This window comes from Leucobacter chromiisoli (assembly GCF_016522505.1).
GTDB classification, from domain to species: domain Bacteria; phylum Actinomycetota; class Actinomycetes; order Actinomycetales; family Microbacteriaceae; genus Leucobacter; species Leucobacter chromiisoli.
In genome coordinates this window covers 56496-73014 of the sequence record NZ_JAEHOH010000022.1, presented here as the reverse complement: position 1 = coordinate 73014, position 16519 = coordinate 56496, and the positions used below count along the sequence as shown (strand labels likewise).

Genomic DNA, 16519 nt, shown 5'->3' with positions numbered 1-16519 from the left:
TGTGTCCAAAAGGAATCTCCCACACCCACCACACAGGCAGGTGCCGGGGATAATAAAATTTGGCATTTGACAATCAAGTGCACACTATTGAGTTCTCAAGGACCAGACACCCCCCGTACACACCCTGGCCGGGCTTCCGAAGAGCAACTGTCTCGCTCCCCACCCCGAGAACGCCGAAGCAGACCTGAAGATCCGGAAATCCGAATGATCGAGATGGTCTCGCATCGAGCGAGTTCCGCCGTTGTGGAGGAGAAGCAGATCCTAACTCTACCACCTGAACCAGAAGGCCGCAAGCCGAAGTTCAGGTCGATCGCCGAGGATCCGAAGCGCGTGTTCCCTGAGCCGCTTTCGCGTCTCATTCCGTTGCGCTGACAAGGGAAAACATTACGCGGTACCCGAGCGCCCCGCAAGATGCCCACCCCTCCCGGGCGTGTCACCGCAGGATCCCGCCGACCCCGTCTCCGCTCCGGCGGCGCAGGGGCCGGGATGCAAGAGCCAGCGGGCGCAGAAAGCCCGGGGCGCAGGAGCCCCGGGAGAGGACGGACGATCCAGAGCCCTCGTGCGACCCCGCGCGCACCGGGGTGCTTAGATGGACGGGTGAACGAGAGCCCCGCATCCGCGCAGCCCCTGCCCTCCCCCGTCGACTTCGGATTCCGGGTGGATCACCGCCTCGAGGACGGCGGCGGCCGCGGCGCCTCTGACCGCCCGCTCGGTCGCGCGGGCACCATCCGCACGCCGCACGGAGAGATCCGCACCCCGGCTTTCATCCCGGTCGGCACCAAGGCGACCGTCAAGGCCATGCTGCCCGAGACCGTCTCGGAGCTCGGCGGCCAGGCGGTGCTCGCGAACGCCTACCATCTGTTCCTGCAGCCGGGCAGCGATCTCATCGACGAGGCCGGCGGACTGGGCAGGTTCATGAACTGGGACGGGCCCACCTTCACCGACTCGGGCGGCTTCCAGGTGATGTCGCTCGGCGTGGGCTTCAAGAAGGTGATCTCGATGGACGAGGGCGCCTACCAGAGCGACGAGGTGATCGCCGAGAACAAGGAGCGCCTCGCGCACGTCGACGAGGACGGCGTGACGTTCAAATCCTTCCTCAACGGCGACGTGCACCGCTTCACGCCCGAAGTCTCGATGCGGATCCAGCACCAGCTCGGGGCCGACATCATCTTCGCGTTCGACGAGTGCACGACCCTGCTCAACACCCGCGCCTACCAGGAGGACTCGGTTGCCCGCACCGCCCGCTGGGCCGTACGGTGCCTCGACGAGCACGCCCGTCAGACGGCGGCGCGGAGCCACCGCCCCTACCAGGCGCTCTTCGGCGTCGTGCAGGGCGCGCAGTACGAGGACCTCCGCCGCAGGGCGGCGCGCGGGCTCGCCGAGATGACGGGGGCCGAGGCCGGCGATCAGCGCTTCGACGGTTTCGGCATCGGCGGCGCGCTCGAGAAGTCCGAGCTCGGCACGATCGTCGGTTGGGTGTCGGACGAGCTGCCCGAGGACAAGCCGCGCCACCTGCTCGGGATCTCCGAACCCGACGACCTCTTCGCCGCGATCGCGGCGGGCGCCGACACCTTCGACTGCGTCGCGCCGTCCCGGCAGGCCCGCGGCGGCACCATGTACTCGAGCACCGGCCGGATCAACGCCAAGGCCGCGGCCCAGCGGCGGCGCTTCGAACCGCTCGATGCGGAGTGCGACTGCTACACCTGCACGAACACCACCGCCGCGTACCTGCACCACCTCTTCAAGGCGAAGGAGATGCTGGCCTCGACGCTCGCCACGATCCACAACGAGCGCTACATCGTGCGCCTCGTCGAGCGGATCCGTCAGAGCATCCTCGACGGGGACTTCGAGGAGCTGCGCGACGAGGTGCTCGGCCGCGCCTACGGCCCCGCGTTCGCGAGGGAGGCCGCGCTGCGCGCCGCCGACGCGACGATCGCCGCGGGCTGATCGCCCGCCGCCGGCGAGCGCTCACGCACCGGCGACCCGCTCACGCGTCGACGGCGCGCTCCTCCGCTCGCCGCACCGCACGGATGACCCGAGTGGTGACCGGCAGCAGCACGACCTCGGCCAGCACCTTCACCAGGTAGCCGAGCACGACGTACATGACGAAGTCGACGCCCGTGATGATGCCCGCGAACGCGATGGTGCAGAAGAGGAGCGTATCGGCGAGCTCGCCGACGAGCGTCGAGGTGATGAGGCGCGTGCGCAGCAACCGGCCGGCGGTGCGGCGGTGCATGAGGTCCATCACCCAGGCGTTCAGCAGCTGGCCCGCCAGGAAGCCGGTGAGGCTCGCGGCCACGATCCGCGGCACGAAGCCGAGCACCGCGGCGAACGCCTCCTGGTTCTCCCAGCCGTCCGCCGGAGGCGACATCTGCACCACGAGGATCGTCAGGGAGGCGACGAGCGCGAGCGCGAACGCCGTGAAGATCGCGCGGCGCGAGGCCCGCAGCCCGTAGACCTCGGCGAGCACGTCGCCGAGGATGTAGGCGAGCGGGAAGAGGAAGACCCCGCCGTCGAACACGAGCGGCAGCGAGAAGTCGCCGAGCTGGACCGCCCCGAAGGCGATCGGCTTCACCGCGACCACGTTCGAGATGAGCAGGATGCCCACGAACACCGCCGAAATGGTCGCGTAGCGCGCGCCCCGCGACGCCGCGCGGGCGCCGGGCGTCAGGTACTTCGAGGGGCCCTCCGCCCCGGCCCGCGTCTCCACTCGCTGCTCCTCGGTCTCAGTCATCGATCATCCCCACCCCGAGAGCGCCTCGGATCATGTCCATGTTGAGTCTTGCCGCGACGCGCGCGCCGCCGCCGGCGGCGATGATGAGCTGCTGCGGCCCCGGAGGGACGATGTCGCCCACCGCGTAGACTCCGCGGATCGAGGTCTCGCCCCGGTCGCTCACCACGATGAGGCCCCACTCGTCGCGCTCGATCGGCTGGTCGCCGAGGAACTCGACGGGCGCGTGCCAGCGCGGCCGCACGAAGCCGCCGACGCGCGGGATGACCGAGCCGTCGGCGAGGCGCACCCCCGTCATCTCGGCCTTCTCCCCCACGATGTCGTCGATCGGGCGCCGCTCGACGCTGATGCCGATCTCCGCGAGCTGCCGCTCCTGCTCGGGGCGAACCGTGTCCGCTCCGTTGGTGAAGACGACGAGGTCCGAGCTGAAGCGGCTGATCAGGAGCGCCCGTGCGAACACGTCGCTGGTCTCGCCGATCAGCGCGAGCGGCTTGTCGGTCTTCTCGAAGCCGTCGCACTCGACGCAGCTGTGCAGCGCGGTCCCGTAGTAGGCCCGGATCATGGGGAACGGCGGCAGCTCCTCCGTGAGGCCCGCGGAGATCAGCACTCTCCGCGCCACGAACTCGACGTCCGAGGAGCCGCGGATCCCGGTGCCCCGCACCCGGAACCCGATGCCGTCGGGGAAGCCCGCGCCGATCGCCTCGTCCCGCGTGAGCGGAACGACCTCGCGCACCACCGCCTGCGCGAACGTCGCCGTCGGGTACGCCTCGAACTCCTCGCGACCGAGCCTGCGCAGCTCGAGCGGCGAGGCGCCGTCCCTCGTGAGGAAGCCGTGCGACTGCAGCGTCGCGGAGTGGCGCGGCCGGTTGCTGTCGATGATCGCGATGCGCCGGTTGGCGCGCACGAGCTGCAGGCCGGCCGACAGCCCCGCGGGGCCGCCGCCGATGATGGCGACGCCGACCGGCAGACGCGGCTCCTCGCTCATGCCGATGCGCCTCCCGCGGCGAGGTGCTCGGCCAGGCGACGCAGCCGGGCGAGGGTCTCATCCCGGCCGAGCAGCTCGAACGACTCGAAGAGCGGAGGCGAGACGCGCCGGCCGGACGCCGCGACCCGCAGCGGGCCGAACGCGAGACGGGGCTTCAGACCGAGACCGTCGATCAGCGCCGCCTGCAGCGCCGCCTGGATCGGCTCGGTGCGCCAGTCGCTCTCGGGCAGCGCCTCGAGCGCCGCGATGCCCGCCTGCAGCACCTCGGGGGCATCGGCCTTCAGCGACTTCAGCGCGTCCTCCTCGTAGACCAGCGCGTCCGCGGACGCGAAGAGGAAGCCGAGCATGCCGACGACCTCGCTCAGCACCGTGATGCGGCTCTGCACGAGCGGCACCGCCAGGCGCACGGTCTCCAGCTGCTCGGGGCTCGGCTCGACGGGCAGGGCGCCGCCGGCGATGAGATAGGGCAGGATCCTCGCCCCGAAGTCCTCCTCGGAGAGGAGACGGATGTGGTCGGCGTTGATCGCGTCGGCCTTCTTCTGGTCGAAGCGCGCCGGGTTCGGGTTCACGTCGGCGACGTCGAAGGCGGCGACCATCTCCTCGCGGCTGAACACGTCGCGGTCGGGCGCGATCGACCAGCCGAGCAGCGAGAGGTAGTTCAGCAGGCCTTCGGGGATGAAGCCGCGGTCGCGGTGGTGCAGCAGGTTCGACTCGGGATCCCGCTTCGACAGCTTCTTGTTGCCCTCGCCCATCACGTAGGGCAGGTGCCCGAACTGCGGGATCTCCCGCTCGACGCCGAGCTCGACGAGCGCGCGGTGCAGCGCGATCTGGCGGGGCGTGGACGAGAGCAGATCCTCTCCGCGGAGCACGTGGGTGATCCCCATCAGCGCGTCGTCGACGGGATTCACCAGGGTGTAGAGCGGGGCGCCGTTCGGACGGACGACGACGAAGTCGATCGTGGAACCCGCGGGGAACGTGATCTCTCCGCGCACGAGATCGGTGAACGAGAGGTCCACGTCGGGCACCCGGAAGCGCAGGGCGGGAGTGCGTCCCTCCGCGCGGAACGCCGCGCGCTGCTCCTCCGTGAGGTCGCGGTCGTAGTTGTCGTAGCCCAGCTGCTTCGGCCGGCCGGCCGCCTCGTTGCGCGTGTCGATCTCCTCGGCCGTCGAGTAACTCTCGTAGAGGTGACCGGCCTCGAGCAGCCGCTCGATGATCCCGCGGTAGATCTCGCCGCGCTGCGACTGACGGTACGGGCCGTGGGGGCCGCCCTCGGCCCCGTCGTCGACCGCGATTCCCTCGTCCCAGTCGAGCCCGAGCCACCGCAGCGAGTCGATGATCTGCGTGTAGCTCTCCTCGCTGTCCCGGGCGGCGTCGGTGTCCTCGATGCGGAACACGAAGGTGCCGCCCGTGTGGCGCGCGTACGCCCAGTTGAACAGCGCCGTGCGCACCATCCCCACGTGCGGGGTGCCGGTCGGCGACGGGCAGAAGCGGACGCGCACCTGCGAACCGGTGGCGGTGGAGAACTGGGGGCTGTGCGTATCGGACATCACCGCTCAGTCTATCGGGCGACGGGGGCGCGGAGCCGCAACCGGGCATCGCCGCTCCATCGGGCTGACGGCCGGTCCGCCGCGCCGCGCCGGCGCCTCACCGCGACCGGGCGCCCCGCGCGCGCGAGCCGAGCGGGATCGAGGCCGCGGCGCCGAGCGCGAGCAGGCCGCCAGCGAGCAGCGCGAGGAAGGAGAAGTCGCCGAGCGCGAAGGCCACGCCCGAGAGCGCGCCGGCCACCGCCCCCGCCGCGCTCATGATCGTGTCTGAGCGTCCCTGCCACCTCGGGCGCTCGGCGGAGGGCGTGAGCTCGGTGAGCAGGGCGGCTCCCGCGACGGTCACCGCGCTCCAGCCCAGCCCGAGCAGCGTGAGCGAGAGCTGGACCAGGAGGTGCGACGGCCCCGCCGCATAGGCGATCGCGACCGAGGCGAGCAGCATGACCCACCCGAGCGAGATCACGGGGACCCTGCCGAGGCGGCTCGCCAGGGTGCCGAAGACCGGGGACAGGGCGTACATGCCCGCGATGTGCAGGCTCAGCGTGACCCCGACGATCTCGGGCGTGCCCTCGTGATGCATCAGGTGCAGCGGCGTCATCGCCATGAGCGCCACCATGATCGCCTGGGCCATGGCGATCGCGAGGATCGCGAGCCATCTGGCACCCGGCCCCGACGGCGGAGCGGGAGGCGCCGGATCCCGGTCGCGCCCCGGTGTCCGGGACGCCGCGACCGCGGCGGTCTCCGCCGGCCGGGCGGGGGTCGCGACGCTCCCCGTCTCCGGCGGCAGCAGCCTGGAGACGAGCAGCGGATCCGGGCGCAACCCGATCCAGTTGACGAGCGCCGCGAGCAGCTGCGCTGCGAGCGCGAAGACGAACACGCCCGCGAGCGGCGGGATGCCGAGCCCGAGCCCGACGGCCTCTCCCGGGCCGATGAGATTCGGCCCCACGACCGCCCCCACCGTGATCGACCAGACGACGAAGGAGAGATCCCGCGCCCGGTTCTCCGGGAGCGCCAGATCCGTCGCGGCGAAGCGGGCGAGCAGCGATACCGCGCTGCTCACGCCGAGCATCGCGACGCCGAGGGCGAACAGCGGCCAGGATCCGATGGCGGCCGAGAGGATCGCGACCACGGCCCCCGCGACCGCGACGGCGCTGCCGGCGACGAGGGCGCTGCGTCTGCCGCGCCTCGCCGCGATGCGCGCGAGCGGGATGCCCGCGATCGCCGCCCCGCCGTTGAACACGGCCGATGCGAGACCGGAGATGGCGTCGTTGCCGCTCAGCTCGGCGAGCACGAGGGCGCCGACCGAGAGCGAGGCGCCCGTGGCGAAGCCCGCGAGCACCGTCGCCGTCGAGAGCACGAGGACCGTGCGCCGCTGCACGCGGCGTCGCTCGGCGGGGTCGATCGGGGTTCCGGGCGCCGCAGCCGTCTGCTCCACCGCCTCGCTCACGTCGCGGATTCCAGTCCCCAGCAGCTGCCGTCGACCGCCGAGAAGAGCCGCTTCGCGAGCTTCACCTGAGGGCTCTCGTTCGCCGTGTCCATCGAGACGAGGCCGATGGTGCGGTAGCGCTTCGGCTCGAGCGGCACCGCGACCGCGTCGTCGGGGAGGGTGCGGGCGGCAGCGAGCGCCAGGCCGGGAACGAGCGCGACCGCCCCGCCGGCCGCCGCCATCGCCAGCATCGCCGGCACGTTGTCGGTCTCCTGGATGATGTCGGGCTCGAAGCCGTGCTCGCCGGCGGCGGTGAGCAGGTGCCCGCGGCACTTCTCGCAGCCGGCGATCCAGTGCTCGGCGGCGAAGTCGCCGAGGTGCGCCGCCGGCATCCCGTTCGCCCGGGCGTCCGAGAGCACGAGGCTGACCTCCTCGCGCCACAGGGGGGTGAAGACGCTGCCCGCCGGCAGCTCTGCGGCGCCCTCGTAGTCGAAGACCAGGGCGCAGTCGACCTCCCCGTCGCGGAGCATGGCGACGGCCCCCGGCGGTTCGGCCTCGCGGTACTGCATGGCGACGTCGGGAGCCTCCTCGGCGAGCCGGCGCATGATCGCCGGCACGAGCGTCGCGGAGGCCGAGGGGAAGCCCACGAGGCGGAGCGTTCCGGCGCGCTCGCCGCGCAGGTCGTCTATCGCGGCGAGCGCCGCGTCGATCTCGGCGACGACGGTGCGGCCGTGGTCCGCGAGGATCCGCCCGGCGGTCGTCAGGCGGATCCCGCGCCCGCTGCGCTCGATGAGCGGCACCGCGAGCCTCGTCTCCACCCGCTTGATGCGCTGGCTGACGGCGGGCTGGCTGAGCCCGAGGCTGCCCGCGGCGGCCGTGAGGGAGCCGGTGGTCGCGAGGGCGTGGAGAATCCGGAGCTCGGTCGAATCGATCGAGCCGAGGGGGTCGCTGCTGCGGATCGTGCTCATGACCCCTATTATAAGCGATACGGAAGCGAAAGATAAGAAGCATTCTCTTCAGTTATGTGGATACCGCTCCTAGCCTGATGGCATGCAGACGTTCGCCTCCCATTTCTCCCCCGTGCGGGGCTATCTCTCGGCGTGCACGGCTGGTCTGCCGACGCGGCGCACGCTCTCCGCGAGCCGCGCCGCGCTCGACTCCTGGGCCGCCGGGTCCCTCGACCCCGTCGTCGTCGGCGCTCAGCTCGAGCGCTGCCGCGCCCTCTACGCGGCCATCGCCGGCGTGCCCGTCGAGCGGGTGGCCGCCGGCTCCCAGGTGTCGCAGCTCGTCTCCGTCGTCGCGACCTCGCTGCCCGACGGCGCCGAGGTGCTGTGCGCCGAGGGCGACTTCTCCTCGCTCACCCACCCCTTCGAGCAGCTCGCCCGCCGCGGCGTGCGCGTGAGGTACGCCCCCGTCGACGGGCTCGCGGCGGCGATCGGCCCCGACACCTCGCTCGTCGCGTTCTCGCTCGTGCAGTCGGCCGGCGGCGAGGTCGCCGACCACGCCGGGATCGCGGCGGCCGCGGCGGCCGTCGGCGCCAGGACACTCGTCGACCTCACCCAGTCCCTCGGCTGGCTGCCCACCGGCGCGCGCAGCTTCGACTACACCGTCTGCCACAGCTACAAGTGGCTGTGCTGCCCGAGGGGCCTCGCCTTCCTGACGGTGCGCGAGGACCTCGACGACGCACTCGTGCCGATCGCCGCCGGCTGGTGCTCGGCCGACGACGTCTGGGGCTCCTGCTACGCGGGGCGCACTCCGCTCGCCGCCGGGGCGGGGCGCTTCGACGTCTCCCCCGTCTGGCACACGGTCGTCGGGGCCGAGCCGGCCCTCGAGCTGTTCGCAGCCCTCGACGCCGAACGGGTGCGCGCGCACGCGGTCGGCCTCGCGAACGCCGCGCGCGGGGTGCTCGGGCTGCCGGAGGGGGAGTCGGCGATCGTCGCGTGGGCCGATCCCGACGGCTCCGCCCTCGCCGCGATGCGGGATCGCGGCATCGTCGCCTCCGGCCGCGCCGGCAACGCGCGAGTGGCCTTCCACCTCTGGAACACGCCGGAGGACGTCGACCTCCTCGCGAGCGCGCTGCGGCGGTAGCGGGTCGCCCACCTGCGTCGGGCCCGCCCTGCCGCCTCGGAGGGCGGCCGGAGGCGCTACTCGGCCGCGGCGAAGGCGGCGGCCTCGGCCTTGTCCTGCTCGGTCGCCACGAGCTGGCCGCAGGCGCCGTCGATCTCCTTGCCGCGGGTGTCCCGCAGCGTCGTGGGGATGCCGGCGGCGTTCAGCCGGTCGACGAACTCCCGCGTCACCTCGCGGGTCGACGAGGTCCAGATCGATCCGGGGGTCGGGTTCAGCGGGATCGGATTGACGTGCACCCATCCGCGGCCGCGCTCGTTGAGCTTGTCGGCCAAGAGGTCGGCGCGCCACGCGTGGTCGTTCATGTCCTTGATGAGCGCGTACTCGATCGAGACCCGTCGACCGGTCTTCTCGTAGTAGCCGTAGGCCGCGTCGAGCACCTCGTCGACCTTCCAACGGCTGTTGACCGGGATCAGGTCGTCGCGCAGCTGATCGTCGGGGGCGTGCAGCGAGAGCGCGAAGGTGATCGGGATGTCCTCGTCGGCGAGCTTGCGGATCGCGGGGGCGAGGCCCACCGTCGACACCGTGATGCCGCGCGCCGACATGCCGAGCCCCTCGGGCGAGGGTGCGATCATGCGGTGCACGGCGTTCATCACCCGTTTGTAGTTGGCGAGGGGCTCGCCCATGCCCATGAACACGATGTTGTTGACGCGCTCGGGCTCCGTCCCGTTGCCCTCGCGACGTCCGCGGCCCAGGCCGCCCTCCGCGATGACGCGGTTGGCCTGCACCACCTGATCGAGGATCTCGGCCGTGGACATGTTGCGCGTGAGACCCGCCTGGCCGGTGGCGCAGAACGGGCAGTTCATGCCGCAGCCGCACTGGCTCGACACGCACAGCGTGATCCGGCCCGGGTACCGCATGAGCACCGACTCGACGAGCGCCCCGTCGAACAGGCGCCAGAGGAACTTGATGGTGGCCCCGTCGTCGGTCACGAGCCGCTTGACCTCGGTGAGGAGCGGCGGGAAGAACTCGCGTGCGAGCTCGTCGCGGCGATCCTTCGGCAGGTCGGTCATCTGCTCGGGATCGCTCGTGTAGTGCTCGAAGTAGTGTTTCGAGAGCTGCTTCGCGCGGAACGCCGGCAGGCCCAGCTCCTTCGTCTTCGCCTCGCGCTCGGCCAGCGTCATGTCGGCGAGGTGCGTGTCGGGCTGCTTGACGCGCGGCGAGGCGAACTGCAGGGTCGGCCTGCCGTCGGGGCCGGCGATCTGCTTCCACCCCTCGGCCTTCGGGCGCACCTGAGGCCGCGCCGCGGCGCCGGCGCGAGGGCGTGTCTTGATCAGCTTGGCCTCCCCGGCCCCGCGATCATGGTTGAGCTTGTTGGGATCCACCCCTCTATTCTCGCAGGTCGCCGCGCGCGAGTCTGAGATCCGCCGAGCATCGGCACGCCCGCCCGAATCGCTACGCGCCGCCCTCGCCGCGAGCCCCGCCGGCGCTGCCCTGCGCGTAGAGCTCGACGAGCCCGGGGATCCCGCGCTCCTCCCAGTGCCGGCGCTGGATCGCGGCCGGTGCGCCCTCGCGCCGACGACGCTCGAGGAACCGCTCGATCCGCGGGAGATCCCCGGCGGCCTCGAGGGCTTCCGCGACGTGCGCGAGCAGCTCCTCGACGAGCTCGAAGGCGGGCCGCCGCTCCCCCGATAGCGGATCGACCAGCTCGTCGCCGAGGCCGTGCTTGGCCGCGACCCAGTGGCCGGCCTGCAGGGTGTGCGGCCGGATCCCGGGCCTCGGCTCCCCCGCCTCGGCGTCGGCGACGCACTGCTCGACGATGGCGCGGACGATCGCGGCGAAGGCCACCGCGTCGCGCGGCTCGAGCTGCGCGTCGGCGGTGCGGAGCTCGACGGTCGGATACTGCTCGGACAGGCGTATGGACCAGTTCACGAGCGCGGGATCGAGCAGCACGCCGCTCCTCACGAGGTCCTGCACCATCCGCTCGTAGTCGGCGCCGTCGGCGAACCCTGGCGGGTAGCCCGCGGTCGGCCAGTGCAGCAGCGTGGTGTAGCGCCAGCTCTCGAACCCCGTGTCCTCCCCCAGCGACACGGGGGAGTTCGCCATGAGTGCGACGAGCGTCGGTGACCAGCGTGCGAGCCGCGCCATGACCTCCACGCCGACGTCCCGCGAGGGCACCTCGACGTGCACGTGGGTGCCCGTCGAGTAGTAGCGCGAGACCATGCTGCCCATCTCGGCGGCGATGGCCTCGTAGCGCGGCTTCCGGGTCACCGTTCCGCGGACGTCGCCGCCGATCGGCGGGAGCCCCGTGCCGGCCAGCACGAGGCCGAGCCGCTCGGCCGCCTCCGACACCTCGCCGCGGAACGCCGTCAGGAAGCGCTCGGCCTCCTCCGCCGTGGAGCAGACCGGGGTCGCCGTCTCGAGCTGGCTCTGGAAGAACTCGAACTCGACCCCGCGGTCCGGCAGCGAGGCCGCGAGCTCCTCGGCTCCGTCCCTCGGCAGGCCCGTCTCGGCGTCGAGGAGCAGGTACTCCTCCTCCACGCCGAATCGGCGCCCGGCGCGCGACCTCGTGACCACGTCATCACCTGCCCTTCCTGGGGGACTTCTATAGTGGCACGCTCGCCGGTCGCGGCGCCGCGAGGATCGCGGGATGACGCGGGGTTGCGGAAGATCCCGCCTCAGCGCACGGCGTTGCGCAGGATCCCGACCCCCTCGACCTCCACCTCGACGGTGTCGCCGGGCTCCAGCGGGCCGACCCCCTCGGGCGTGCCGGTCAGGATCACGTCGCCGGGCAGCAGCGTGAACGCCTCGGACGCGTGGGCGATGATCCGCGGGACGCTGTGCAGGAGCAGCGCGGTCGAGCTGTGCTGCCGCTCCTCTCCGTTCACGCGCGTCGTCACCTCGGTGTCGGCGAGATCGAGCTCGGTCTCGATGACGGGGCCGAGCGGGCAGAAGGTGTCGAAGCCCTTGCCCCGCGTCCACTGGCCGTCCTTGATCTGCAGGTCGCGCGCCGTGACGTCGTTCGCGCACGTGTACCCGAAGACGTACTGCAGCGCGTCCTCCTCCGCGACGTTCTTCGCGATCGCGCCGATCACGACGGCGAGCTCGCCCTCGTGCTCGACGCGGTCGGAGATGGCCGGGCGCACGATGTCGTCGCCGGGGCCGATCACCGAGGTGTTCGGCTTGAGGAAGAGCAGCGGCTCCGTCGGCGCCTCCGCGCCCTCGCCCGTCACCCCGGCCATCTCGGCGACGTGGTCGGCGTAGTTCTTGCCGACGCATACCACCTTCGAGCGCGGGATCACCGGGGCGAGCAGCCGCACGTCCTCCAGGCGGAATCGCCGGCCCGTCGTGTCGAAGCCCGCGACGAGGGGGTCGGCGACGAGCTCGACGAGCTCGACGCCGCCGCCCTCGGCCTCGTCGAGGACGCCGTAGGAGATCTCGTTCTCGGCCTGGAAGCGCGCCACCTTCACGAGGCGACCGCCTGGGTCCGCGCGTCGCCGACCTCGGCGTCGCCGGTCGCGGTGTTCACGGTCGCGGTGTTCACGGTCGCGGTGTCGCCGGTCGCGCTCCTCGAGCCGTCGGGGACCGCCACGTCGAGCCAGCCGAAGCGATCCTCGGTGGTTCCGAACTGGATGCCGGTGAGTTCCTCGCGCAGCGACATGGTGAGCGGACCGGGGGCGCGATCCCCGAAGTCGATCGTGAAGTCCGCCGACTTGAGCCTTCCGATCGGCGTGATCACCGCGGCCGTGCCGCAGGCGAAGGCCTCGACGATCGACCCGTCGGCCGCGCCCTCGCGCCACTCGCTCACGGTGATCTCGCGCTCCTCGACGGCGTGGCCGCGATCCTTCGCCAGCTGGATGAGGCTCTTGCGCGTGATCCCGTCGAGGATGTTGCCGTTGAGCCTCGGTGTGACGAGCGTGCCGTCGGCGCGCACGAGGAAGAGGTTCATGCCGCCGAGCTCGTCGATCGTGTCCTCCGTCGCGGAGTCGGTGAACAGCACCTGCTGGCACCCGTTCCTCGCCGCCTCGTCCTGGGGCAGCAGGGAGGCCGCGTAGTTGCCGCCGCACTTGGCCGCCCCCGTGCCGCCCCGACCCGCCCGGGAGAGATCCTGGGACAGCCAGATCGACACCGGCTTCACCCCGCCCGTGAAGTACGGACCGGCCGGGCTCGCGATGACCATGAAGCGGGCGCGGTGGGCCGAGCGCACACCGAGGAAGTTCTCGTCGGCGATCATGAACGGCCGGATGTAGAGGCTCTGATCGGGCGACGTCGGCACCCAGTCGGCGTCGACGCGCACCAGCTCGCGGATCGCCTGGACGAAGAGCTCCTCGGGGAGCTCGGGCAGCGCCAGCCGACGCGCGGACTCGTTCATCCGCTTCGCGTTGGCGTCGGGGCGGAACGTCACGATCGAGCCGTCGGGGCGGCGGTACGCCTTGAGCCCCTCGAAGATCTCCTGCCCGTAGTGCAGCACCGACGAGGCCGGATCCATCTGGATCGGGCCGTACGGGACGACGCTCGCGTTGTGCCAGCCCGCTTCCTTCGTCCACTCGATCGAGACCATGTGGTCGGTGAAGTGGTTTCCGAAGCCGGGGTCCGCGAGGATCGCGCGGCGCTGATCCTCGGGGAGGCGCGTCGCTTCGGTGTGGGCAAATGCGAGGTCAGTCATGACGTGCGCTTCTTTCTCGGGAGTGCTGCGCTGTTCGCAGCTGAGGTGTGGTCTGAACCCGCGACCGGGATCCGCCTAGGCGACGGCGTCGCCGTGAGCGCCGGCGTCGCCGTGAGCGCCGGCGTCGCGAGGCGCGAGCCGGCCGATGACGGCGTCGCCGATCTCCGCGGTGCTCCGCTTCGCCGCGCCGCGGCCGGCGAGATCGGCGCGCACCGCGTCGCGGACGCGGTCGCCCTCGGCGCCGAGGCCGAGGTGATCGAGCATGAGGGCTGCGGACAGGATCGCCGCGGTCGGGTCCGCCTGCTGCTTCCCCGCGATGTCGGGAGCAGAGCCGTGGACGGGCTCGAACATGCTCGGGAACGTGCGGTCGGGGTTGATGTTCCCCGACGCGGCGAGCCCGATGCCGCCGCCGATGGCGCCGGCCAGGTCCGTGAGGATGTCACCGAACAGGTTATCAGTCACGATGACGTCGAATCGCGCAGGATCCTGGACCATGAAGATCGTCGCGGCGTCGACGTGCATGTAGTCGACGGCGATCTCGGGGTACTCGGCGCTCACGGCCCGCACGATGCGCTGCCAGACGGCACCGGCGTGCACCAGCACGTTCGTCTTGTGCACCCAGGTGAGCTTCTTGCGGGGGCGCCTCGCCGCCGTCTCGAAGGCGTGGCGCACGACGCGCTCGATGCCGAACGCCGTGTTCACCGACACCTCGGTCGCGACCTCCGCGGGGGTGCCCGGGCGCAGCGTGCCCCCGTTGCCCGCGTAGGGCCCCTCGGTGCCCTCGCGCACGACGACGAAGTCGACGTCGCCGGGGTTCGCCAGCGTCGACGCGACGCCCGGGAACAGGGTGCAGGGACGGACGTTCGCGTAGTGGTCGAAGTCGAAGCGCAGCTTCAGCAGCAGACCGCGCTCGATGTTGGCGTCCGTGAGGCGGGGGTCGCCCGGCACGCCGCCGACGGCGCCGAAGAGGATCGCCTCGTGCTCGGCGATCGCGGCATGCTCGGCCTCGGGCAGCGTGTCGCCGGTGTCGAGGTAGCGCTCGGCCCCCAGTCGGAACTCCGTCCGCTCCAGCACCGCATCCCCGCCGTCGAGCACCGCGTCGAGCACGCGGTTCGCCTGCTCCACCACCTCCGGGCCGATGCCGTCACCGGGGATCACTGCAAGCTTGATGGTGCGGGTCACTGGGGCTCCTCGTTCGCTCTCGTCGGTCGCGTCGTCGCGCGCTTCGTCTCGTCCGCCTCTCGGGCCGGAGTCGCGGATTCAAGCCTACTCTCTGCGGCGGGTCAGCCCCAGACCGCCGCGTGCCGCCCGAGGGGGCCGGCCTGCTCCCGCCCGTCCCGCCGGCGGTCCCCCTCGCCGCCCGCCCGGATCCCGTCGATCAGCCCCGGCATGGGCGCCTGCAGGGCGGGGCCCCACGCGGTGGCGACGGGCTCGAGGTCCGGAGCGATCGCGGCGGTCGCGGATTCGGGGGCGAGATCGACGGCGAGCAAGGGGACGGCGGCGAGGTCCGCGGCGCGTCCGCTCCCGTTCGGCCGCGGCGACGGCAGCGCGTAGAGGAGCTCGGCGGTGCCGACGAGCGAGGCGCGGATGCGCGAGACCGTGGAATCGGCGAGCCGTCGCGTGAGAGCTCTCACGACGGCTGCGGCGAGCAACCAGCCCGAGGCGTGGTCGAGCGCCTGCACCGGCAGCGGAACCGGGCGTCCTCCACGCGGCGCGGCGCCGGTCGCCGCGGCCGTTCCCGCGGCTGCGTAGGGGGCTGCGGCCGCACCGGCGGCTGCGGCCGCGCCGTCTGCGGCGATGCCGCAGCTCATCTGGACGAGGCTGTCGAAACCCCGCCGCAGGCTCCAGGGACCCTCCCAGCCATAGGCGTCGAGGCGGGCGACCGTCAGGGCCGGATGCCTGGACTCGAGCGCCGCGTCGTCGTACCCGAGGCGACCCAGGGCATCGGGCCGCAGGCCGCAGATCAGCACATCGGCCTCGGAGAGCAGCCCCTCGAAGACGCCCCGGTCGTCGGAGTCCGAGAGGTCGAGGAAGGCGCTCCGCTTGCCCCGAGTCGTCAGCGGCAGCAGCGAGGGGACCTCGGCGAAGCCCGGCGGATCGATGCGCAGCACCTCGGCGCCGTACGCCGCGAGCACCGCCGTGCAGACCGGGCCGGCGATCACGCGGGTCAGATCCAGCACCCGCACCCCGGCGAGCGGCGGGGCGGCGCCACCGAATGCCGCACGGGATCGACCGGCGATCCCCGGGTCCCCCGGGTCCCCGGTGTCCCCCCGGCGTCCGGATCGCGCGGAGGCGCTCTCTCCGCGCCAGACCCATCGCGGCTCCCCGGAGACCGGCTGCGCCTCGATGCGCACGGGCGGCTCCGCGGAGGCCGCACGGCCGGCCGGCGAGGCGAGCCAGTCGACCCGGTCGCGCATGACCGCAGCGGCTCCCCCTGCCTCGACGATCCGTCGTTCGAGCTCTTCCGCGGGGAGCGAGCTCACCGCCTGCTCGACGTCCTCCCGCGTCCGGGCGCCGAGCACCCGCTCGACCGCGGTCCGGTGGTGAGCGTAGTTCGTGTGCAGGCGGATCCACCCATCGGCGGCGGCGTAGTCGCCCGTGAGCTCCTCCCGCAGGGGCGGCAGCGTCCAGCCCGTGGGCCGGAACAGGCGCTCCGAGGCGAAGGCCGCGCAGGCCTCGCGGCTGTCGACCGCGGTCGGCGGCACCGGCGCGCCGGAGCGAGCGGCGTGGAGCTCGGCGACGGCCCGCGTGGCGGCCGCGACCGCCCCGGTGGCCAGCCCGGTCACGTCGAAGGCCGAGGGCAGCACCGTCCGCGGCCCGGTGGTGGTCGGCGCCATGATGCGGAGTGCTGCCTCGCGGGCCGCCGCATCGCTGTACGCTGCATCGTACGCTGCGTCGCCGGGTGCTCCATCGAGGGGCGCTGCGTCGCGGGCCGCCGCGTCCATGTCCGCGCCCCGGCTCGCTTCCGGGTCTGCGCCCGTGCCCGTGTCCATGTCCGTGTTCGGAGCACCGGTCGCGCACCACAGCAGGGAGATCGCCTCGGTGAAATCGCCGTCCATATCGACGATCTTCGGCGCGGTGTTCGAGAAAAGCAATGGGTGCGAGA

14 protein-coding genes are annotated in these 16519 nt (G+C 72.2%); 3 read left to right on the top strand and 11 right to left on the bottom strand.

Going from position 1 to position 16519, the window contains the following annotated elements; genetic code table 11:
• Window positions 1-204: 204 nt before the first annotated feature.
• A complete protein-coding gene (locus JD276_RS14375) occupies window positions 205-372 on the top strand; it encodes a hypothetical protein (protein WP_200116356.1) in 168 nt (55 codons plus the stop codon).
• A gap of 225 nt (window positions 373-597) precedes the next feature.
• Window positions 598-1947, top strand: coding sequence for a tRNA guanosine(34) transglycosylase Tgt (tgt, locus tag JD276_RS14370; protein ID WP_200116355.1), 1350 nt, complete (start codon window positions 598-600; stop codon window positions 1945-1947).
• Between the two features lie 40 nt (window positions 1948-1987).
• On the opposite strand, the gene JD276_RS14365 is transcribed toward tgt, so the two are convergent.
• From JD276_RS14365 to JD276_RS14345, 5 genes are all read right to left on the bottom strand, one after another.
• Window positions 1988-2734, bottom strand: coding sequence for a queuosine precursor transporter (locus JD276_RS14365; protein WP_200116354.1), 747 nt, complete (start codon window positions 2732-2734; stop codon window positions 1988-1990).
• Entirely contained in the window at window positions 2727-3716 is a 990-nt protein-coding gene (locus JD276_RS14360; RefSeq protein ID WP_200116353.1) for an NAD(P)/FAD-dependent oxidoreductase, read from the bottom strand. The genes JD276_RS14365 and JD276_RS14360 overlap by 8 nt, the downstream gene beginning before the upstream one ends.
• Window positions 3713-5263, bottom strand: coding sequence for a glutamate--tRNA ligase (gene gltX, locus JD276_RS14355; protein WP_200116352.1), 1551 nt, complete (start codon window positions 5261-5263; stop codon window positions 3713-3715). The genes JD276_RS14360 and gltX overlap by 4 nt, the downstream gene beginning before the upstream one ends.
• A 97-nt stretch (window positions 5264-5360) precedes the next feature.
• On the bottom strand, window positions 5361-6704 hold the full coding sequence (locus JD276_RS16240) for an MFS transporter (RefSeq protein ID WP_307866591.1): 1344 nt from the start codon (window positions 6702-6704) through the stop codon (window positions 5361-5363).
• On the bottom strand, window positions 6701-7651 hold the full coding sequence (locus JD276_RS14345) for a LysR family transcriptional regulator (protein ID WP_200116351.1): 951 nt from the start codon (window positions 7649-7651) through the stop codon (window positions 6701-6703). Before JD276_RS14345 ends, JD276_RS16240 begins: the two co-directional genes overlap by 4 nt.
• 82 nt (window positions 7652-7733) lie before the next feature.
• Here JD276_RS14345 and JD276_RS14340 point away from each other — a divergent pair, with 82 nt between their 5' ends.
• Complete coding sequence (locus JD276_RS14340) at window positions 7734-8771, top strand: aminotransferase class V-fold PLP-dependent enzyme (protein ID WP_200116350.1); 1038 nt, start codon at window positions 7734-7736, stop codon at window positions 8769-8771.
• Window positions 8772-8827: 56 nt separating this feature from the next.
• Here the strand turns inward: JD276_RS14340 and rlmN are convergent, their stop codons facing one another.
• The 6 genes from rlmN to JD276_RS14310 form a co-directional block, all read right to left on the bottom strand.
• Entirely contained in the window at window positions 8828-10132 is a 1305-nt protein-coding gene (rlmN, locus tag JD276_RS14335) for a dual-specificity RNA methyltransferase RlmN (protein ID WP_200116349.1), read from the bottom strand.
• 70 nt (window positions 10133-10202) lie between these two features.
• Window positions 10203-11324, bottom strand: coding sequence for a carboxylate-amine ligase (locus tag JD276_RS14330; protein WP_200116348.1), 1122 nt, complete (start codon window positions 11322-11324; stop codon window positions 10203-10205).
• A gap of 101 nt (window positions 11325-11425) precedes the next feature.
• Window positions 11426-12217: a fumarylacetoacetate hydrolase family protein gene (locus tag JD276_RS14325; protein ID WP_200116347.1), complete on the bottom strand. Its 792-nt coding sequence runs from the start codon at window positions 12215-12217 to the stop codon at window positions 11426-11428.
• Window positions 12214-13413, bottom strand: a complete 1200-nt coding sequence (locus tag JD276_RS14320; protein WP_200116346.1) for a branched-chain amino acid aminotransferase — start codon at window positions 13411-13413, stop codon at window positions 12214-12216. The genes JD276_RS14325 and JD276_RS14320 overlap by 4 nt, the downstream gene beginning before the upstream one ends.
• Window positions 13414-13488: 75 nt before the next feature.
• Entirely contained in the window at window positions 13489-14595 is a 1107-nt protein-coding gene (locus tag JD276_RS14315) for a 3-isopropylmalate dehydrogenase (protein WP_200116345.1), read from the bottom strand.
• Between the two features lie 101 nt (window positions 14596-14696).
• Window positions 14697-16472 carry a CoA transferase gene (locus tag JD276_RS14310; RefSeq protein ID WP_200116344.1) on the bottom strand — a complete coding sequence of 592 codons (1776 nt, stop codon included), beginning with the start codon at window positions 16470-16472 and terminating at the stop codon, window positions 14697-14699.
• Between the last annotated feature and the right edge of the window lie 47 nt (window positions 16473-16519).